Below are 19,362 nucleotides of genomic sequence, written 5' to 3'. Positions count from 1 at the left end.
GATGATTAAACTACTTAGAAAGATACACCTCTTTTATTCTGCACTAATTTTCTTATTTTTTGTTCTCCTTTTTTGGCCGTTTTTTTATTTTGGAACGCGAAACCCTAAGTATTATTCATTTTTAAACAAAGCCAGAACGTCGTTTTCATTTTTAGTTACGGCAACAACTGGTATTTTTTTCAATTTTCAATTCGAAAAGAAACTCGATAAAAACCAAACCTATATTTATTGCGCCAACCATTCTTCTAATTTAGATATTATTGTTTTTTGCTTGCTTGCCAAAGGCAGATATCATTTTATGGGCAAAGAAGAATTGAAGAAAAACCCCGTTTTAGGCATTTTTTTTAAAACAATTGATATTGCAGTTTCTCGTGAGAGTAAAATTTCTTCATTTAGAGCATTTAAAAAAGCTGGCGAAAATTTAGAAAATGGAATGAGTTTAATTATTTTTCCAGAGGGAAGAATTGATGATGTATATCCGCCAGTTTTGCAAGAGTTTAAGAATGGGCCTTTTAGATTAGCCATTGATTATAATATTCCAATTGTTCCAGTGAGTGTAGTAAACCTTTGGCAATTTATGTGGGATAACGGATTAAAATATGGTACAAGACCAGGAATTGTAGATATTTATGTTCATGAACCAATTTCTACCGTAACTTTGGCAGGAGATAATGCAGATGTTTTAAAGGATGAAGTTTTTAAAAAGATTAACAGTAAACTATAACATAAATGATAATAGATAAACAAACCGTTCATAAAGTTGCTGATTTAGCGAGAATTGCTATAAAAGATAACGAGGTTGATACATTAACCGTAGAAATGAATAAGATACTTACTTTTATGGAAAAGCTTAACGAGTTAGATACCACTGGCGTAAAACCTTTAGTGTATATGAATGAAGAAGTTAACGTTTGGCGAGAAGATATTGCAAAGCAAGAAATTAGTGTTGCAGACGGATTGAAAAATGCTGCGAAACATATTGAAAGTTTCTTCTTAGTACCCAAAATAATAGAAAAGTAAACTCAACTGTAACATTGCCTAGGCAAAGCTGGTCTAAAAAGAAAAAACAATGCAGAACACACTCATTACCATAAAAGATATAGGTCGTAAATACGTTATCGGTTCAGAAGTTATTCACGCGTTAAAATCTGTAACGCTAACCATTGAAAAAGGAGAATTTGTAGCTTTAATGGGTCCTTCAGGTTCTGGTAAATCTACTTTAATGAATATTTTAGGTTGTTTAGATACACCAAGTAAAGGCGATTATATTTTAAACGGAATTAACGTTAGTCACATGACTGATAATGAGTTAGCAGAAGTTCGTAACAAAGAAATTGGCTTCGTTTTCCAAACATTTAACTTATTACCTCGTTCTACTTCTTTAGATAATGTTGCTTTGCCGTTAATTTACGCTGGTGCAGGTAAAAAAGAGCGTGATGAACGTGCTACAAAAGCTTTAGAAAACGTAGGTTTAGGTAATCGTGTAACGCACAAACCAAATGAACTTTCAGGTGGTCAACGTCAACGTGTAGCCGTTGCTAGAGCATTAATTAATAATCCTTCTATTATATTGGCCGATGAGCCAACAGGTAACTTAGATACCAAAACTTCGATAGAAATTATGGGCTTGCTAGAAGAAATTCATAGTAAGGGAAATACCATTATTTTAGTTACACACGAGGAAGATATCGCACAACATGCACACCGAATTGTGCGTATGCGTGATGGTTTGATTGAGAAAGATTACTTGAATGAAGATATCAAAACAGTTTCACCACGTTTAACTAATTTAGAAGAAAAGGGTGATGATTTTGAGAAAATAAATTAAGCCCTTAAATCTCCCGAAGGGGACTTTAGAATTTTTAACATTTAATTTCGGGGTATGAAAATTTACACCAAGACTGGCGATAAAGGTCAAACTTCATTAATTGGCGGTACACGAGTGCCGAAATATCATGTGCGTATTGAAAGTTATGGTACAGTTGATGAGTTAAATTCATACATCGGTTTAGTTATGTGTCAAGATATTGATGCACATCACCAACAAATACTGAAAGAAATTCAAGATAGGTTATTCACAATTGGTTCTTCGTTGGCATCAGACCCTGAACGCTCAAAAATGAAAATTCCTGATTTACTTGAAAGTGATATCACACTTTTAGAAAAAGAAATAGATACGATGAATGAAGTTTTACCCGAACTGAAACATTTTATCCTCCCGGGAGGAAATTCAGTTGTATCTTATTGTCATTTAGCTCGTTGTGTTTGCCGTAGAGCCGAAAGATTAACGGTTCAATTGGCAGCAGAAAGTTTTGTTGACAACAATATTACAATCTATTTAAACAGATTAAGCGATTATTTGTTTGTTTTGGCACGTAAACTGAGCGCAGATACTAAAACGGCAGAAAACATCTGGATACCACGAATTTAAATGGTGGAAAAAAATATTTGTTTTGCTCATTTTTTTTAACATACTTTTGCGCTTTCAGAATTAAGAATAAATTAATATTAAGAATATGTATTGGACATTAGAACTCGCATCGCACTTGGAAGACGCTCCATGGCCTGCAACAAAAGACGAATTAATAGATTACGGTATTCGTTCTGGTGCACCTGTTGAGGTGATTGAAAATTTACAAGCCTTAGAAGATGATGGTGAGCCCTACGAAACGATAGAAGAAATTTGGCCAGATTATCCTACCAAAGATGACTTCTTCTTCAACGAAGATGAATATTAAATCTTAAGTGATTAAAAGCCTCCGATATTATCGGAGGCTTTTTTTATTTTCCAGAACAATTTAGGGCAACTGTTGTTAATGTTTATGAAATCAAATAAAAAGATATTATAAACCTAAAAATTAACTAAAAAATTAAATGTTATGGGAAATCTACTTTATGTAATTGCAGTAATTTTGGTAATCATCTGGGCAATCAGCTTCCTTGGAAATTTTTATACGGGAGGTATTATTCACATTCTATTAGTGATAGCAATTATAGCTGTTATTTTAAGAGTAATTAGAGGGTCAGCCTAAAAATAAATTTCTTCTCAGTAAGAAATTAGCTTTAACAAAGTTTTACTTTGTTAAAGCTTTCTATTTCAATAATAAATTAGCTAATTCTAAATCTTCAGGATAAGTGATTTTTAGATTATTTCTTTCTCCTTCAATCAAATTAATTTTAAATCCAGCTTTTTCAACTACGCTAGCATCATCTGTAAATTTAGGTTTATAATGCTGTTGATAAGCTGTTCTTAACTGACTTATTTCAAATGTTTGAGGGGTTTGTATTAAAACCAGTTCATCTCTATTAATTACCTTGCTTTCACTGTTTTCTTTCACTCTTCTTACCGAATCACTTGGTTTAATGCAAGAGACGGCATTTCCTGTATCTTCCGCAATTTCATAGGCTTTAGCAATAAGTCTCGAGCTAACCAAAGGTCTAACTGCATCGTGTACAGCTACAATTCCTTCGCCTTTAATCGTCATTAAACCGTTTCTCACAGAGTGGAATCTTTGTTCACCTCCTCTAATTAATACATGCGGGATATCGAAATTATATTTCATGCAAAGCTCTTCCCAATATTGATGAAGATCAGCATGTAAAACGAGAATAATTTCGGGTTTGAAAGAAGAAGCGTAAAACGCCGATAGCGTATGCATGAGCACTGGCTTATTTTTTAGCAATAAAAACTGCTTAGCAATTGTGTTCTGCATTCTTTTACCAGACCCCCCCCCAACAATTATTGCATAGTACTTCATGAATTCGAGTATAAAGATGTTTGTATTTAGTAATTAGGCATCAGTCTAGCTACTAAATACAAACGACTAATAGCTATATAATTAGCATCGCATCGCCATAGCTATAAAAGCGATACTTCTCTTTTAACGCTACTTGGTATGCATTCATTACATTTTCGTAACCTCCAAAAGCACTTACCATCATTAACAAAGTTGATTCTGGTGTATGGAAATTAGTAATCATGCAGTTTGCAATACTAAAATCATAAGGAGGGAAGATAAATTTACTAGTCCAATCGTTAGCAGGTTTTAATTTTCTGCCAGATGAAACTGCAGATTCGATAGCACGCATTGATGTGGTACCAACTGCACAAATTCTTCTTTTTTCTTCTAAGGCTTTATTTACAGTATCAACCGCTGGTTGCTCAATAATAAACTGCTCCGAATCCATTTTATGTTTAGTCAAATCTTCAACCTCAACAGGTCTAAAAGTGCCTAAACCAACGTGTAATGTAACTTCTGCAAATTCTACGCCTTTTAATTCTAAGCGTTTCATTAACTCTCTGCTAAAGTGTAAACCAGCAGTTGGAGCTGCAACAGCGCCTTCATTTTTAGCGTAAATTGTTTGATAACGCTCTTTATCTTGTGCAGTAGCTTTACGTTTGATATATTTTGGAAGAGGTGTTTCACCTAAAATTTCAACGTTTTTTCTAAATTCTTCGTCAGTACCGTCAAATAAGAAACGAATAGTACGGCCACGTGATGTAGTATTATCAACAACTTCGGCAACTAATAAATCATCATCACCAAAATATAATTTATTTCCAACACGGATTTTACGAGCTGGGTCTACTAAAACATCCCATAAACGTAATTCTTTATTTAGTTCGCGTAATAAAAATACTTCGATAGTTGCACCAGTTTTTTCTTTATTGCCATATAAACGAGCAGGAAAAACTTTTGTGTTGTTAAGGATCATTACATCCTTGTCATCAAAATACCCTAAAACATCTTTAAAAATTTTATGCTCAATCTTGCCACTATCTTTGTGCAAAACCATTAAACGGGCTTCGTCTCTATTTTCTGCAGGATTGTTCGCTAAGAGCGATTCAGGTAAATTAAACTTAAATTGAGATAACTTCATGTTTTTTTGATGTAGTAAATTAGGGCGCAAATTTACTAATTATAATTCTGTTTTTTATAATTAATAATTAGGAACGATGCAACCCGAATCATTTCTTATGTATTTTTTATATTATAGTTGAGTAACTGTAACCTTTTTAGGTATTTTTGGTCTAAACAGTATGATAATGATATTTAGACTAATTGGCGAAAGTTTCAGGTTTGCTTGGGATGCACTTCGTCAGAATAAACTGAGAACTGCGCTATCTTTATTAGGGATAACAATTGGTATTTTTATCATTATTGCAGTTTCAACAGGTGTTGATACCATGCGCAATAAAATTCAAAGTAGCGTAGATAAATTAGGATCTAACACTTTATTTGTGCAAAAATGGCCATGGATTTTTAGTGGGAATTTTCCTTGGTGGAAATATGTAAATCGCCCAGAACCATCATTAAGAGATTATTTAGCACTTAAAGACCGTATGGATATGGCGCAAGGCGTTTCATATGAAGTTTCGGCAAATAGTCGTACGTTAAAATATCGTAGTAATTCTGTTGAGGGAGCAAGCTTAAACGCTGCATCGCAAGAATATAATTTAACATGGGATTTAGAATTTCAGGATGGACGGTATTTTACAGAAAATGAAAGTAAATCTGGTTCGCCAGTTTGTATTGTAGGTGCAGAAATTGCCGAAGGTTTATTTGAGGGTGAAGAGCCTGTTGGTAAACAAATTAAGGTGATGGGGCGAAGGGTTACTGTTGTTGGTGTATTTAAAAAAGAAGGCGAGGATATGATGGGTATGTCGCAAGATAAAAATGTGCTTATTCCATTAAATTTAGCTAAAGGTATTTTTGATATTAATAATGAAAGATATAATCCTCAAGTTACAGTTCGAGGAAAAGAAAATATAGCTTTAGAAGAAGTTGAAGCAGAATTGAAAGGTCAAATGCGTTCTATTCGTCGTTTAAAGCCAGGTCAGGAGGATGATTTTTCATTAAATAAAACCACCATGCTTTCTAATCAATTAGATATTATGTTTGGCGTGGTTGATATTGCTGGTTTAATTATTGGTGGATTTTCTGTGTTGGTTGGCGGTTTCGGCATTGCAAACATCATGTTTGTTTCCGTAAAAGAACGTACAAATATCATTGGTATTCAAAAATCATTAGGTGCCAAAAACTATTTTATTTTACTGCAATTTGTATTTGAAGCCGTAGCTCTATGTTTAATGGGTGGACTTTTAGGCCTTGGACTAGTGTATTTACTAACGCTGCTATTTACGCATGTTTTTGATGTTGAAGTAATTTTATACCTTAAAAATGTGGTAAAAGGTTTAGGTTGGTCAGTGGGTATTGGTTTAATTGCTGGTTTTTGGCCAGCGTTTTCTGCTTCAAGGTTAGATCCGGTAGAGGCAATACGATCTTAAACCCCTAAATCCCTCCGATATAAAATCGGAGCAGGCTCTAAAGGGGAATTTCTTTCTATTGTTTATAGCAAGATTCAAATAATAGTTATTACAATAAAAAAGGAGCAAATTCTACATCTGCTCCTTTTTTATTTACGTTATATCAAGTTCCCTTTAGGGGATAGGGATTATTTTAACAACGCTAATGCTTCTTTAATTCTTCTTAATGCTTCTACTAAACTTTCGTCAGATGCAGCGTAAGATAAACGGATGTAGTTGTTATTACCAAAAGAATCACCGCCAACAGTTGCCACATGACCCACATTTAATAAATATAAAGCTAGATCAGCAGAATCTTTAATTACATTTCCATCTGCATCTTTTTTGCCAAAGAATGAACTGATTTCTGGGAAGAAATAAAAAGCTCCATCAGGTAAATTTGTTTTTACTCCGGGAATATCATTTAATAATTCATAAACTAATTGTCTGCGTCTGGCGAAAGCCTTTTTCATTTCTAGAACAGTTTCTAAACCTTGCTCATAAGCCACAATACCAGCACGTTGAGCAATAGAACAAGTTCCTGAAGTAGTTTGACCTTGCATTTTATCATTAGCAGCTGCAATTTCTTTGCTAGCCGCGATATATCCTAATCTCCAACCTGTCATTGCAAAAGCTTTAGAAAAACCATTTACAATAATTACGCGTTCTTTAATGCTATCAAATTGTGCAATCGATTCATGTTGATCAACAAAGTTGATATGCTCATAAATTTCATCCGATAGGATAAAAATGTTTGGATATTTTTCGAAAACCTTAACTAATGCCGCTAATTCAGCTTTGCTATACACAGACCCAGTTGGATTACAAGGCGATGAAAACATGAAAAGTTTAGTCTTTGGTGTAATTGCAGCTTCTAATTGCTCGGGTGTAATTTTAAAATCACTTTCGATATCCGTATCAATAAAAACTGATTTACCTTCTGCAAGTATTACCATTTCAGAATAAGAAACCCAATACGGAGTAGGAATAATTACTTCTTCACCTGGATTAATTAATGTTAAAATTACATTTGATAAGGATTGTTTTGCTCCTGTAGAAACTACAATTTGAGAAATATCATAATCTAAATTATTCTCTTTCTTTAACTTATTTACGATAGCTTGACGCAATTCTGGATAGCCAGGTACAGGAGAATAACGTGTGTAGTTTTCATCCAAAGCCTTTTTAGCAGCTTCTTTTACATGGTCTGGAGTGTTAAAATCTGGTTCGCCAATACTTAAGCTAATAATGTTAATGCCTTTTGCCGCTAATTCGCGACCAAGTTTAGTCATTTTAAGTGTTGCAGACTCGGATAAGTTGTTGATTCTTTGGGATAAAAAAGTCATAATATTTTTGTGAATGCGCAAATATAAAAACCAATTGCAATTAGGTGCTAAAAAAAGATACTTTTTCTTAAAATTTCGTGCTTTAACTGTATTTTTGACATCTAAAATCACTCAATTTGCAACCTAAAAAGAAAGCCATACTCATTTCGCTCTGCGTAAGTATTATTTTGATGTTGGCAAAGTTCGTTGCTTACTTCTTAACAAATGCCAACGCCATTCTTACAGATGCGGCAGAGAGTATTGTAAATGTATTAGCCAGTGCCTTTGCGTTTTACAGTATTTATTTAAGCACGTTACCTAAGGATAAGAATCATCCGTATGGACATGGAAAAGTAGAGTTTTTCTCTGCTTTTGTGGAAGGCGTATTGATTGGAATTGCAGGTATTATCATTATTTTAAAATCTAGTTATGATTTAATTTATCCGAATGAAATTGGACAATTGTATGATGGTGCTATTATAATTGGCGCTACTGGTTTGGTTAATTTGATAGTAGGTTTTTATCTAATTAATACTGGAAAAAAGAACAATTCGATTACTTTAGAAGCTGATGGCAAACATTTATTAACTGATTCTATTAGTAGTGGAGGTTTGGTTATTGGGATAATTTTAATTCAATTAACTCAAATTTATTGGCTAGATGGCATAATTTCAATTGCATTAGGCTTATACATCATTTTTAATGGATATAAATTGACCAGAAAATCTGTTGGTGGATTAATGGATGAAAGTAATATTGAGCTGGTAAAAGATATAGTGGTAATTTTGCAAGAGAATAGGGAAGAAAGCTGGATTGATGTTCATAATTTACGAGCTCAACAATATGGTGCAGATTTACACGTAGATTGTCATGTTACTTTGCCTTATTACTTCGATTTAAATACAGTTCATCATGAAATTTCTAGCATAGATAAATTGATTAATGCTTCTGGTACGCATAAGACAGAGCTGTTTATTCATGCAGACCCATGTTTACCAGCATGTTGTAATTATTGTAAAATGCAAAATTGCGGTGTGAGACAAGAAGAGTTTAGAGCAGAAATTAAATGGGATATGGAAAATGTGACCAAAAATCAAAAACATTTTAGTCAATGAGTTATTTTAATGTAAGAGTTTACGGATTGCTTATTAATGTCAAAAACGAAGTTTTATTAAGCGATGAACATGAGTACGGTCAAAACTTCACCAAATTTCCTGGTGGAGGATTGGAATTAGGCGAAGGCTTAATTGATGCGCTTAAACGTGAATTTATAGAAGAATGCAATGCAGAAATTGAAGTAACTGGTCATTTTTATACTACTGATTTTTACGAGAAATCTTCTTTTAATGATAGTCAAGTAATTAGTATTTATTATTTGGTTGCAGCAACACAACCTTTACAACTACCATTTAAAACAAGGGTTTTCGACTTTGATGAGGATATAAATCAATCTTTTAGATGGGTAAATATTAATGAGTTAAGCGAGAATGATGTTACTTTTAAAACAGATAAAACAGTAGTAAAACTTTTAAAAAAATCAAATACATAGATGGGAGAGAAGATTTTATACTATTTAACTCCAATTTCTAAGGTTATCCTTTTTGTAATTTTTATTTTCCTTTGCTTATTGCCTTTTGGAATAATTGCTCAATTTGACTTCATTTCTATTGATAAAAAATCTTTATTAGCTGATTTACTTTTAGAAGGATCTACTGTAGTGGCAGTTTTGGGCGCACTTTTAATGATTTTTAAAGTTTTTCCGACAGTAGATTTTAGAACTGTATTCGTGCTAAAAGAAAAATCATTTTCTAGTTTTTTAAAAGGAAGTTTAATTGGTTTTGTGCTTATTATGTTGTGTGGCGGTATGTTGTTGTTAAATGGTAACGTCATATTTTCTATATCTAAAATCAGCGCACTTCTGTTTTTTGGTTATTTGCTATATTTTATCATTGTTGCGCTGTTTGAAGAATTAATGTTTAGAACATTTCCTTTATTTACTTTTGCAGAGCGATATCCAATTAGTATAACCATTATTTTAAACAGTGTATTATTCGGATTGGTACATTTAGCAAATCCAGGTTTTAATGCACTAGCAATGCTGAATATCGCTTTAGCAGGTGCATTATTTTCCACTTATACCTTGCAAAAACGAAATGTAAGTTGGGCAATTGGTATCCATTTTGGTTGGAATTTTACACAAGGAATCCTTTTAGGTTACAAAGTTAGTGGTATTGATACGCCAGGTGTATTATTCGCCAAGCCAGTTGGTCAAAGCTTTCTTTCTGGTGGTGTTTTTGGTATTGAAGGTTCTATATTTTGCACAATTATAATATCAATTTTAATAATTTGGCTATTAGTTCGCTATAAAATAAAGCCAATGGAAACTGTTTTTGAAGAAGAATTTGAGGAAGAAACCGCTATAGAATGAGTTTAGTAGAAAGAGATAAAAAAGTAATCTGGCATCCTTATACACAAATGAAAAATGCCCAAATGCCTATTCCCATTGTTAGGGGAGAAGGCGTTTATTTATTTGATGAGGATGGGAAAAAGTATATTGATGCAGTTTCATCATGGTGGGTAAATATTCACGGTCATGCACATCCGCACATTGCAGAAAAGGTTTCTGCACAATTAACAACATTAGAACACGTAATTTTTGCTGGTTTTACACATGAGCCAGCTGTTTTGCTTGCAGAGCGATTATTGCCTTTATTACCAGGTAAACAAGAAAAAATATTCTATACTGATAATGGTTCTACAGCGGTAGAAGTTGCCCTTAAAATGTGTTTGCAGTATTGGAATAATTCTGGAAATCTCCATAAAAAGAAAGTTTTAGCATTTAAAGACGCCTACCATGGAGATACATTTGGCGCCATGTCTGTTAGCGGGAGAAGTATTTTTACTAATCCATTTAATGATTTGCTGTTTGATGTTGAGTTTATCGATTTACCAAACGAGAAAAATATAGTTAGCCTTAAATCTCAAATCTCAAATCTTTCTTCTCAACTGGCTTGTTTCATCTTTGAACCTTTAATTTTAGGCGCTGGCGGCATGCAAATGTACGCGGCCAAGTATTTAGATCAATTGTTAAAAACTTGTATAGATAACAATGTACTAACTATTGCTGATGAAGTAATGACGGGTTTTGGGCGCACAGGAACTTATTTTGCTTGCGAACAGCTAATTAATCACCCAGATATTTTTTGTTTAAGTAAGGGCTTAACAGGCGGCACCATGCCTTTAGGGGTTACGAGCTGTAATCAGAAAATTTTCGAAGCTTTTTTAAGCGATGATAAGTTGAAAACCTTGTATCATGGTCATTCATTTACAGCAAACCCAATATCTTGCGTAGCATCTTTAGCAAGTTTAGATATTTTGTTAGCGGCTGAAACTTTAGCTAATATTAAAAGAGTTGAAGAACAGCACAAGCAATTCTTTAATCAAATTAAAAACCATCCAAAAGTTAGAAACATTAGACAAACCGGAACTATTATAGCTTTAGAGTGGGAAACAGGAAACGATACTTCTTATTTAAGCGGATTGAGAGATCAGCTTTATAACTACTTTTTAACTAGGGGGATTATTCTTAGGCCATTAGGAAATATTATTTACATATTGCCACCGTATATCATTTCTAATGATGATTTGACGTACATTTACCAAACAATTCAACAAGCTTTAGAAGAAATATAATATGCACTTATCCTCAATTTTAGAAAATATAGTTAACGATAATGTTCTGCATTCCAAATGGTTAAATACCCTGTCTTATATGGAAAATGCAGGTGCGAAAAAGATATCAGCAGCAGAACATAAAGAAGAAGTAACTCTGCTTATTTTAAAACACGCAGCAGAAGAACATCGCCATGCATATTACTTAAAAAAGCAATTAGCAAAGCTCGACGAAAACTTTTGCAAGACATATAGCAATGCAGAATTACTAGCACCAAACCATACTAAGTTTTATTTAAATACTTTAGATGTTCAGGTATGTAGGTACTTAAAAAATCAGTTTAACCTATCAGGATATGATTTAAAATTCGCTGCCTACCTATTTGTAACCTACGCTATTGAAGTTAGAGCAGATGAATTATACCCAATTTACCAAGATATTTTGAGTGCAAAAGAAAGCCGTGTAACCGTAAAATCAATTATTTTGGAAGAAGAGGGGCATTTAGAAGAAATGCTAAATCAACTAAAAGAATTTTCTCCAGAATGGGAAAAACACGCCAATGAAATTATCAAAATTGAACAAGAGATGTTTGATAATTGGATAATTGGGCTTGGAAAAGAGGTTTCAGCTTAATTTGTTTTTCGATTTATTTCCCACCTCTCTGTGGCACCCTTAAACTGCTAATTTTTACGCTATTATCTATAATTAAAAACCAACTAAATTTTTAATTATAGATAATAGTTGTTATTTTAGACATAGATAAAATCAGATATTTACTCAAATTCTTATGAAGAAAACTTTATTACTGGGCCTAATCACGTTCTTGTATTTTAATGTAAATGCACAAACAATAACCAAAAAATCTGCTATAGGTATTTCTATAGGACCAAGTTTCCCATTGGGAGATTTTGGAGATAAAGATATATCAAATGAAAACTCAGGTTTAGCCAAGATTGGAGGTTTTTTAGGTATTGATTATAGTTATACATTTTCTAAATATTTTGGCGGAATAGTAAGTTTACAAGGTCGTCTTCATAGTGTTGACGAAAATGCTTTAAGCGCATATGCTGTTCCAGATGGCACAGGTGCAAGTTTAAGTATGAAAACTACTGCATGGAAAACAGGATCTATCATGGCCGGCATATTTCATACAGTTCCTCTTACAAAAAATGAAAAATTAAACTTTGAAGTAAGAGCTTTAGCAGGGCTGCAATCAACTTCATCACCTAAAATAGATGTTAATGTTTTTATTCCTGGTATGGGATCTTTCAATTCTTCTCAAGAGTCTACATCAGTAAATTCATTTACTTATTCATTAGGAATGGCATTTAAATATAGTTTAGACAATAGAATGGCTTTAAAATTGGGTGGAGACTATAATGGCGCCCAACCAAAATTTTCAACTTATAGCTACCCAGCTGATGCACCAGTAGAACAAGAAGTGAAGCAAAGTACAGGTGCTTTTAACCTTGCAATTGGCTTAAGTATTGGTTTTTAATTTTGGATTATCCCATGATATTCTTGAAAAATTATCGGCTAATTAACCGATAAAGTGAAATATCGGGTAATTAGCCGATAATTGGAAATATCGGGTATTTACCTGATATTAGTAAAATGATAGCTGTACTAACAGGAGATATAATTAATTCTAGGGCATTGCCAGAAGAATGGATTAATACACTAAAAAGCGCTTTGGAAGGCTTATTTGGTAAAAATGTTAAGTGGGAAATCTTTAGAGGGGATAGTTTTCAAGTAGAATTAAATGCTAAAGATGCCTTGTTAAATGCCATTTATATTAAGGCATGTATTAAAACCTTGAAAAAGGCAGATGTTAGGATAGGAATTGGTATTGGTAAAAAAAGCATTAGCGCTGAAAAGGTGAGTGAGGCTAACGGAGAGGTGTTTATTAACTCTGGATCTGCTTTTGATGCGCTCAAATTAAGTAAGGTAAATATGGCTATTAAAACGCCTTGGCCAAAGTACGATGAAGATATAAATCTCTCTATTCGATTGGCATTAATTGCCATGGATAGTTGGGGGCAAATTTCTGCAGAAATGGTTAAATATGCCATTGAAAATCAAAACACTAACCAAGATAAGATTGCAAAAATATCTGGTAGAAGTCAATCGTCGGTAAGTGAGGCTTTAAAAAGAGCACATTTTACAGAAATAATGGAACTAGAAAGTAAATACAGCAACCAAATTAGTAAACTAATTAAAAAATAAATGGAAATCGTTTTGCTTAAACTTTTATTAGCTCATGTATTGGGTGATTTCTTTCTTCAACCTAACTCTTGGGTAGCAGAAAAGGAAAAAAAGAAGCTAAAATCGGATAAGCTTTATTTGCATATTGCCATTCATATTTTATTAATATTTTTGATTTTCCTTTCCTTAAATTCTTGGAAAATAGCGCTCGTAGTTGGTTTATTTCATGGTATAATAGATGTGATTAAACTCCTTTTCCAAAAGGAAAAAACGAAACGAATTTGGTTTTTTGTTGATCAATTTCTTCACATTGTAGTAATTGTAAGCTGTTGGAACTATTTCTATCAGCCAGCAATTAGCCTAAACTTTTTAGAAAACGCACAATTTTGGTTATTCTTGCTCGGTGCTTTATTTTTAATATCTCCAGCTGCCATATTTATCAGAGTAATTATTGCTAAATGGATTCCTAGCAAAGCATCAAGTTCATTACAAGATGCCGGAAAATTCATTGGTATTTTAGAGCGTTTGCTTATTTATCTTTTTGTATGCACGCATCATTTCGAAGCCGTTGGGTTTTTATTAGCTGCAAAATCTATTTTTAGGTTTGGGGATTTAAAAGAAGCACACGATATTAAACTCACCGAATATGTGCTTATTGGTACTTTATTGAGCTTCGGTATTGCGTTAATTGTAGCCATGACTGTTATGAATATCAATTTGTAATTTTTTTGAAGCGCAATTTTATTGTAATGGTTAAAGGTAATCCAGCTTTTCGCTAAATCTTTTTAGATTGTCCTTCGACTACGCTCAGGATGACATCTAAAAAGTATATCGCTTCAATCTGGGCTATTTAACTAAAGCTTGTGCAAGGAAACCACAACTAGTAGCAAAGACTTGCATAATTTAAACCTGACTTAGCGGAAATACTTTTTGTTGCAGATGCTTCGACAAGCTCAGCATGACAATGCCAAAAAGATTGGAGCGAGGGCAGGAGTGAAGTATCAAATGAAATACTGAAATTGCTTTTCAAATAAAAAAACCTCAAATATTAAATACTTGAGGTTTTTTGCTTTTTATAATTTGGACTATCTAGCTCCTGGTGGACAGTATTCTTTTAAGAATTTAGTATAAGTTAAAGCTAAATGCTCACTTGTTCCTGCGCCTTCAAAAATACCATGTGTACGATTTGGATAGCTCATCATTTGGAATACTTTTTTGTTTTTAACCAATTCGTTAATCAACATTTCTGCATTTTGATAATGAACATTATCGTCTCCAGTACCATGAATGTACAATAGATTTCCAACCAAATTTTTAGCATATGTAATAGGAGAACCTTTTACATAGGCCTCTGTGGTAGGAAAAGGAGTGCCCATGTAACGCTCCTGATAAATATTATCGTAAGTTAATTGGTTGGCAACCGCCGCTACAGCGATACCAGTTTTATAAATATCAGGATATTGGAATAATAAGTTTAAGGTTGATGAACCGCCACCGCTCCAGCCGTGAACTGCAACGCGATCTTTATCCATAAATGAATAGGTTGCCAATAATTTTTTAGTAGCCATTGCCTGATCGCGAATATTGATTACACCGATGTTTTTGTAAATCGCTTTTCTCCATGCTGCACCTTTTGGAACTGGAGCGCCACGATTATCCATAGAAATATAGATGTAGCCATCTTTAGCCATATCACCAACGTATAAGCCGTTTCTGCCAGCGCCCCAAACATCTGCAGCAGTTTGTGAAGCAGGTTCGCCATATACGTAAAATACAACAGGATATTTTTTAGTAGCATCGAAATTATCAGGTTTTTTCATCCAACCATCCATTTCAACTCCATCTTCTGTAGTTACTTTAAAGAATTCTACTTTGTTTTTTGGCGGCGTTTGTTTAGCTAATTGGTTCGTTATACTTCCTTCCATAGTTAATGGATTATTGGTCGTAAAATTCATCCACTCTGTTACTGGAGCAACCACCGAGCTGTTGTAACTATGGCGAGCGTATAAGCCATTTGGTGAAATTGAATAACTATGTGTGCCAGGTAGGACAGAAGGAGTTACCATTTCTAGCTTTCCTTTTCCATCTAATTTAGTTTTGTATAAGTATTTTTGAGTGGCATTTGTTGGCGAAGCCATAAAATAAACTGTGTTATTTTTCTCGTCAATTAAGTTAACGCTAATCACATCATAGTTGCCTTTGGTAATTAATGTTTCTTTTTTGCCATCTCTGTTAACGCGATATAAATGCGTATAACCATCTTTTTCGGTTTGATAAACAAACTCTTTGTTTCCATTTAACCACACAAAACTATCTTGTGGATCTATCCAAGCTTTATCATTTTCTTTATAAATTTCCGTTACTGAGCCAGTTGTAGCATTTGCAATAAATAATTTGCTTTCATTTTGCTCGCGATTCAATTGTTGCAAAATAACTTCGTTTGTGTTCGGAATCCAATCCATACGAGGGATGTAATGTTGGATATTATCTCCAGGAACTGCTAACCAATTTGTTTTTGCAGTTGCGATATCAACCACACCAATTTTACAAGCTGAAGGATCTTGACCAACTTTTGGATATTCTACAGGAACGGTAAAAGAATAGATAGAATCGGTGTTGTTAATCATTAAAAAGTTTTTGATTTTAGTTGCGTCAATTTGCCAATAAGCAATTGATTTGCTATCAGGAGACCATCTAAAACCATCTAAACAATTAAATTCTTCTTCGTAAACCCAGTCAAATGTACCGTTAATCATTCTAGAAGTTCCATCAGTAGTTAATGCTTTAATTGCTCCAGTAGCTAAATCTTCTACGTAAACATTGTGCTCGCTAACGTAAGCTACTTTAGTTGCGTCTGGAGAAAACTTAGCAAACATTAATGAAGAAACTGGTTTGCCTTTTCCAATTTGTTTTAAGGTATTATTTGCAATATCTGCTACCCAATAATCTCCACGACTATCTTGACGCCAAACTCTTTTGGTATTAGTGTAAATAAGTGCTTTTGTACCGTCAACAGTTAATTGAAAACTTCTTACATTTAAAGGGTTGGAAGCATTTGCTGGAGTAAGTAATGCTCTACTTACAATTGTTTTGCTTTCATTTTTTGGTAAAGTAATGGTGACGATTTCTCCACCAGCATTTTGATAATAACTGTTCCCATCTTTAGTCCAGTTAATGCCACCTCTTTGCGCTTTTACATTGCCGTTGCCAATAAAGGCCACAACTGCAATAGCAATAAATAGTTTAGTTAGTTTCATACTATAGTTTTATAAATTGTTGATATACAGATTGTAAATAGGATTTACCTAAATTAAGATTTATTTGTGTTTGTGCGCTATCTTTCGGGTTGCTATTGTACAAAATATTTTTGCCAATGTTATCAAATGTAACACAATGGTTATCATTAATAAAGCCTAAACCGTTATCCCAACTAAAGAAAGCAAAATGTTTACTGTAAGGATTCAGTAGGTTTTTACTCCATAAAAAATCTTTATGTGGAATGTTTAATTGAGCCAATAAAGTAGCTGCAACATCTTGCTGACTTCCAATTTTATCAAATTTCTTTCCCTGATATTCATCTTTAATTACATCCCCATAAAAAAGTAAGGGAATGTGATAACGTTGAGGTTGAAAAATCTCGTACTTGTTTTTTGGATACAAATGACCGTGATCTGCAATAAAGATAAACAGTGTATTTTTATACCAAGATTGCTTTTTGGCTTTTGTTAAATAATCATTTATACAAGAGTCTGTATAATAAGCTGTGCTTTTGAACTTCTGAATAATATCTTTATTTCCAAACTTAGGGGTCGTAGGTAATTCAAATGGTTCATGATTGGTTAAAGACAAAATGGTAGAAAAGAAAGGTTGTTTTTCCTGATTGATATCTTGTAATTGCCTATTAAAAACAAGTCCATCATAAGCTCCCCATTTCGAATTCATATCCTTTTTCTCAAAACTGTGTTTATCTACCAGTTTCTGATAATTGTGACTTAGTAGAAATGCTTTATAATTATCAAATTCAGATTCACCACCATAATAAAATGAAGTTTGATACTTATTTTGATAGAGTTTTTGACTGATAGCTGGAATTTTTTGCATTTTTTCTGGCCACTTCACTATACTTCCTGTTCCTAATGTTGGGAAACCGCTCAATGTACCTATTAGCCCTTTATCAGTACGGTTTCCTGCTGAATAAATATTTGTAAATAAAACGCCCTTGTTTATTAAACTATCAAAATTAGGTGTAATACCTTCTTCATTGCCTAATGTTTTGGTTAAATCTGCTGTGAAACTTTCTAAAATAAAGATAACAACATTAGGTTTTTGAGTCTTTAAAATGGAAATAGTGGTGTCTTTTTCAACTTTGTATAATTCAGAAATTTGTTTTTCTGCAGCTGCGTTATCAAAATATAAATAAGGATTTTTATTAGTTTTTGTTGACGCTAAGATGCTCGATATTAAATTCCATTCGGTATTAAGTGAAGCGTGATTTAATATCTCATACTTTGAAAAATAAGCCATGCTTTGGTTATTTGGAGCTACATCAACACCACCTCTAATTATTAGAAAATTAAATCCTAATAATAAAATAGCAACAATAGATTTTATCAAAATTGGAGTTTTAACAAAATTGATTTGCTTTTTTAGGAGAATAAAATTGAGATAAAAACCTGATCCAATTAATATTGCCCAAATAAACATGGAAAACATAAAAGGAGAGGAACCACTAGATGCCATAGCCTCTTTTGGCGTTTCTATAATGGGAGCCAAGGCGCTATAATTTATTTTAATGCCCCATTCGCGATACGTATTGAAATTTACAATTGAAAAAAAGCCAAAAAGAACTATTAAAACTTTATTGTAAACGGAAACCCATTTAAAGTTAAGCGATGTTCTTTTAGTAAAGTACCAAAATAAAAAAACTAGCAATGGAATTACAGCTAAATAAGCCGCCATTGATAAATCTAACCTTAATGCGTAATAAAAGGTTGGTATTCTTTCTCCAAAAGGTATTTCTCTTAGTTTTTTATGGAAGATGGAAAGAAAAACTAATCTATCTACCGCAAAAAACAATAACCAAAACAGAAAAAAACGAGCAAAAAAAATCAGGTTTTTAAACATTGACGCAATTTAATAAAAGCCATGAATAAAAACCTGATTTTAATATAGTATTGAGAGAGATATTATTCTCCTCCGCCTTGCATTGCTTTTAATTCTGCATAGGTAATTTCGTCGTATCCACTTGGAATAGTTGTTACAGAAAGTGCACCTACTTTAGCATCACTAACAGATTTTAAGGTAATTGTCGCTTTAGAATCTGAGTATTTTATTACAGTACCCTTAACGTCTTTAAAGTCAGCAGTAACCATGTTTAAAGGTAATTCTAGCTCTGTAGTTAGCCACATTACTGCATCATCTTTATCACTTTTGTAGGTGTATTTTTCTGCATTATAACCAGCAATTACCGCTTTTTCACCCGTTGCTTTAAATTCAGATAATTTAGGTTTTTTTGCATTCATTTCCTCCACATCAGCTTTGGTTAATTTAGCCGCTTTTTGCATTTGAGCAACTGGTACATCTACCAAAACCAAACCAGTTCCACCTTTAAGATCCATGAAAACACCAATTGATGCAGGTCCAGCCTCAATTTCCATTTTAGAAATATCTCCATTAAATTTTATTTTGTTTTCTGCAGGAGCTCCAGGGGCATCGATTTTATATTCAATACCATACACTAAAGAACCTTCAGTTAATTTTTTTTGAGCATTAGCAACTATTGCTGAGCTAATTAAGATTGCGGCTAAAACGCCAGTTTTCATAGATTTAAACATCATATTAATTTTAGATTT

General features: G+C 33.2%; 21 protein-coding genes. 15 read left to right on the top strand and 6 right to left on the bottom strand.

Annotated features, from left to right (window positions below; all coding sequences use genetic code 11):
- Position 1 precedes the first annotated feature (1 nt).
- The 6 genes from GM921_RS05930 to GM921_RS05905 all read left to right on the top strand — a co-directional run bounded on the left by GM921_RS05930 (position 2) and on the right by GM921_RS05905 (position 3,032).
- Positions 2–724 (top strand): lysophospholipid acyltransferase family protein, encoded by a 723-nt coding sequence (locus GM921_RS05930; RefSeq protein ID WP_182921674.1) that lies wholly within the window; start codon positions 2–4, stop codon positions 722–724.
- Between the two features lie 5 nt (positions 725–729).
- On the top strand, positions 730–1,020 hold the full coding sequence (gatC, locus tag GM921_RS05925; RefSeq protein ID WP_182921673.1) for an Asp-tRNA(Asn)/Glu-tRNA(Gln) amidotransferase subunit GatC: 291 nt from the start codon (positions 730–732) through the stop codon (positions 1,018–1,020).
- Positions 1,021–1,069: 49 nt separating this feature from the next.
- Complete coding sequence (locus GM921_RS05920) at positions 1,070–1,828, top strand: ABC transporter ATP-binding protein (protein ID WP_182921672.1); 759 nt, start codon at positions 1,070–1,072, stop codon at positions 1,826–1,828.
- Between the two features lie 54 nt (positions 1,829–1,882).
- Complete coding sequence (locus GM921_RS05915) at positions 1,883–2,431, top strand: cob(I)yrinic acid a,c-diamide adenosyltransferase (RefSeq protein WP_182921671.1); 549 nt, start codon at positions 1,883–1,885, stop codon at positions 2,429–2,431.
- Between the two features lie 85 nt (positions 2,432–2,516).
- Positions 2,517–2,738, top strand: coding sequence for a DUF2795 domain-containing protein (locus tag GM921_RS05910; RefSeq protein WP_008240955.1), 222 nt, complete (start codon positions 2,517–2,519; stop codon positions 2,736–2,738).
- 141 nt (positions 2,739–2,879) lie between these two features.
- Positions 2,880–3,032, top strand: coding sequence for a lmo0937 family membrane protein (locus tag GM921_RS05905; protein WP_182921670.1), 153 nt, complete (start codon positions 2,880–2,882; stop codon positions 3,030–3,032).
- Between the two features lie 60 nt (positions 3,033–3,092).
- On the opposite strand, the gene GM921_RS05900 is transcribed toward GM921_RS05905, so the two are convergent.
- Positions 3,093–3,758 (bottom strand): 2-C-methyl-D-erythritol 4-phosphate cytidylyltransferase, encoded by a 666-nt coding sequence (locus tag GM921_RS05900; protein WP_182921669.1) that lies wholly within the window; start codon positions 3,756–3,758, stop codon positions 3,093–3,095.
- Between the two features lie 73 nt (positions 3,759–3,831).
- On the bottom strand, positions 3,832–4,881 hold the full coding sequence (queA, locus tag GM921_RS05895) for a tRNA preQ1(34) S-adenosylmethionine ribosyltransferase-isomerase QueA (RefSeq protein WP_182921668.1): 1,050 nt from the start codon (positions 4,879–4,881) through the stop codon (positions 3,832–3,834).
- Positions 4,882–5,041: 160 nt separating this feature from the next.
- Here queA and GM921_RS05890 point away from each other — a divergent pair, with 160 nt between their 5' ends.
- Positions 5,042–6,289 carry an ABC transporter permease gene (locus GM921_RS05890; protein WP_182921667.1) on the top strand — a complete coding sequence of 416 codons (1,248 nt, stop codon included), beginning with the start codon at positions 5,042–5,044 and terminating at the stop codon, positions 6,287–6,289.
- 167 nt (positions 6,290–6,456) lie between these two features.
- Here the strand turns inward: GM921_RS05890 and GM921_RS05885 are convergent, their stop codons facing one another.
- Positions 6,457–7,653, bottom strand: a complete 1,197-nt coding sequence (locus GM921_RS05885; RefSeq protein ID WP_182921666.1) for a pyridoxal phosphate-dependent aminotransferase — start codon at positions 7,651–7,653, stop codon at positions 6,457–6,459.
- 116 nt (positions 7,654–7,769) lie between these two features.
- On the opposite strand from GM921_RS05885, the gene GM921_RS05880 reads away from it, so the two are divergent.
- From GM921_RS05880 to GM921_RS05845, 8 genes are all read left to right on the top strand, one after another.
- Positions 7,770–8,747 (top strand): cation diffusion facilitator family transporter, encoded by a 978-nt coding sequence (locus GM921_RS05880; protein WP_182921665.1) that lies wholly within the window; start codon positions 7,770–7,772, stop codon positions 8,745–8,747.
- On the top strand, positions 8,744–9,181 hold the full coding sequence (locus GM921_RS05875; protein ID WP_182921664.1) for an NUDIX domain-containing protein: 438 nt from the start codon (positions 8,744–8,746) through the stop codon (positions 9,179–9,181). The genes GM921_RS05880 and GM921_RS05875 overlap by 4 nt, the downstream gene beginning before the upstream one ends.
- Positions 9,182–10,060 carry a CPBP family intramembrane glutamic endopeptidase gene (locus tag GM921_RS05870; protein ID WP_182921663.1) on the top strand — a complete coding sequence of 293 codons (879 nt, stop codon included), beginning with the start codon at positions 9,182–9,184 and terminating at the stop codon, positions 10,058–10,060.
- A complete protein-coding gene (gene bioA / locus GM921_RS05865; protein ID WP_182921662.1) occupies positions 10,057–11,325 on the top strand; it encodes an adenosylmethionine--8-amino-7-oxononanoate transaminase in 1,269 nt (422 codons plus the stop codon). Before GM921_RS05870 ends, bioA begins: the two co-directional genes overlap by 4 nt.
- 79 nt (positions 11,326–11,404) lie before the next feature.
- Entirely contained in the window at positions 11,405–11,938 is a 534-nt protein-coding gene (locus GM921_RS05860; RefSeq protein ID WP_317170966.1) for a hypothetical protein, read from the top strand.
- A gap of 154 nt (positions 11,939–12,092) precedes the next feature.
- Positions 12,093–12,803, top strand: coding sequence for an outer membrane beta-barrel protein (locus GM921_RS05855; protein ID WP_182921660.1), 711 nt, complete (start codon positions 12,093–12,095; stop codon positions 12,801–12,803).
- 116 nt (positions 12,804–12,919) lie between these two features.
- Positions 12,920–13,531, top strand: a complete 612-nt coding sequence (locus GM921_RS05850) for a transcriptional regulator (RefSeq protein WP_182921659.1) — start codon at positions 12,920–12,922, stop codon at positions 13,529–13,531.
- Positions 13,532–14,233 (top strand): DUF3307 domain-containing protein, encoded by a 702-nt coding sequence (locus GM921_RS05845; protein ID WP_182921658.1) that lies wholly within the window; start codon positions 13,532–13,534, stop codon positions 14,231–14,233.
- A gap of 362 nt (positions 14,234–14,595) precedes the next feature.
- On the opposite strand, the gene GM921_RS05840 is transcribed toward GM921_RS05845, so the two are convergent.
- The 3 genes from GM921_RS05840 to GM921_RS05830 all read right to left on the bottom strand — a co-directional run bounded on the left by GM921_RS05840 (position 14,596) and on the right by GM921_RS05830 (position 19,347).
- Positions 14,596–16,767, bottom strand: coding sequence for a S9 family peptidase (locus GM921_RS05840; protein ID WP_182921657.1), 2,172 nt, complete (start codon positions 16,765–16,767; stop codon positions 14,596–14,598).
- 1 nt (position 16,768) lies between these two features.
- On the bottom strand, positions 16,769–18,634 hold the full coding sequence (locus tag GM921_RS05835) for an LTA synthase family protein (RefSeq protein WP_182921656.1): 1,866 nt from the start codon (positions 18,632–18,634) through the stop codon (positions 16,769–16,771).
- A 62-nt stretch (positions 18,635–18,696) separates the two neighbouring features.
- Entirely contained in the window at positions 18,697–19,347 is a 651-nt protein-coding gene (locus tag GM921_RS05830; protein WP_235969784.1) for a hypothetical protein, read from the bottom strand.
- Positions 19,348–19,362: the final 15 nt, after the last annotated feature.

The organism is Pedobacter planticolens (genome assembly GCF_014172375.1).
GTDB classification, from domain to species: Bacteria; Bacteroidota; Bacteroidia; order Sphingobacteriales; family Sphingobacteriaceae; genus Pedobacter; species Pedobacter planticolens.
This window is presented reverse-complemented; position numbering and strand designations above follow the sequence as displayed.

What these genes read in the sequence shown, in the direction of transcription:
- GM921_RS05905 (WP_182921670.1), top strand. Translation starts at nt 2,880, where the DNA reads ATGGGAAATCTACTTTATGTAATTGCAGTAATTTTGGTAATCATCTGG.
- GM921_RS05830 (WP_235969784.1), bottom strand. Translation starts at nt 19,347, where the DNA reads ATGATGTTTAAATCTATGAAAACTGGCGTTTTAGCCGCAATCTTAATT.
- GM921_RS05885 (WP_182921666.1), bottom strand. Translation starts at nt 7,653, where the DNA reads ATGACTTTTTTATCCCAAAGAATCAACAACTTATCCGAGTCTGCAACA.
- bioA (WP_182921662.1), top strand. Translation starts at nt 10,057, where the DNA reads ATGAGTTTAGTAGAAAGAGATAAAAAAGTAATCTGGCATCCTTATACA.
- GM921_RS05890 (WP_182921667.1), top strand. Translation starts at nt 5,042, where the DNA reads ATGATAATGATATTTAGACTAATTGGCGAAAGTTTCAGGTTTGCTTGG.
- GM921_RS05875 (WP_182921664.1), top strand. Translation starts at nt 8,744, where the DNA reads ATGAGTTATTTTAATGTAAGAGTTTACGGATTGCTTATTAATGTCAAA.
- GM921_RS05900 (WP_182921669.1), bottom strand. Translation starts at nt 3,758, where the DNA reads ATGAAGTACTATGCAATAATTGTTGGGGGGGGGTCTGGTAAAAGAATG.
- GM921_RS05915 (WP_182921671.1), top strand. Translation starts at nt 1,883, where the DNA reads ATGAAAATTTACACCAAGACTGGCGATAAAGGTCAAACTTCATTAATT.
- GM921_RS05855 (WP_182921660.1), top strand. Translation starts at nt 12,093, where the DNA reads ATGAAGAAAACTTTATTACTGGGCCTAATCACGTTCTTGTATTTTAAT.
- GM921_RS05930 (WP_182921674.1), top strand. Translation starts at nt 2, where the DNA reads ATGATTAAACTACTTAGAAAGATACACCTCTTTTATTCTGCACTAATT.
- GM921_RS05910 (WP_008240955.1), top strand. Translation starts at nt 2,517, where the DNA reads ATGTATTGGACATTAGAACTCGCATCGCACTTGGAAGACGCTCCATGG.
- GM921_RS05845 (WP_182921658.1), top strand. Translation starts at nt 13,532, where the DNA reads ATGGAAATCGTTTTGCTTAAACTTTTATTAGCTCATGTATTGGGTGAT.
- gatC (WP_182921673.1), top strand. Translation starts at nt 730, where the DNA reads ATGATAATAGATAAACAAACCGTTCATAAAGTTGCTGATTTAGCGAGA.
- GM921_RS05860 (WP_317170966.1), top strand. Translation starts at nt 11,405, where the DNA reads ATGGAAAATGCAGGTGCGAAAAAGATATCAGCAGCAGAACATAAAGAA.
- GM921_RS05835 (WP_182921656.1), bottom strand. Translation starts at nt 18,634, where the DNA reads ATGTTTAAAAACCTGATTTTTTTTGCTCGTTTTTTTCTGTTTTGGTTA.
- GM921_RS05840 (WP_182921657.1), bottom strand. Translation starts at nt 16,767, where the DNA reads ATGAAACTAACTAAACTATTTATTGCTATTGCAGTTGTGGCCTTTATT.
- queA (WP_182921668.1), bottom strand. Translation starts at nt 4,881, where the DNA reads ATGAAGTTATCTCAATTTAAGTTTAATTTACCTGAATCGCTCTTAGCG.
- GM921_RS05920 (WP_182921672.1), top strand. Translation starts at nt 1,070, where the DNA reads ATGCAGAACACACTCATTACCATAAAAGATATAGGTCGTAAATACGTT.
- GM921_RS05870 (WP_182921663.1), top strand. Translation starts at nt 9,182, where the DNA reads ATGGGAGAGAAGATTTTATACTATTTAACTCCAATTTCTAAGGTTATC.
- GM921_RS05850 (WP_182921659.1), top strand. Translation starts at nt 12,920, where the DNA reads ATGATAGCTGTACTAACAGGAGATATAATTAATTCTAGGGCATTGCCA.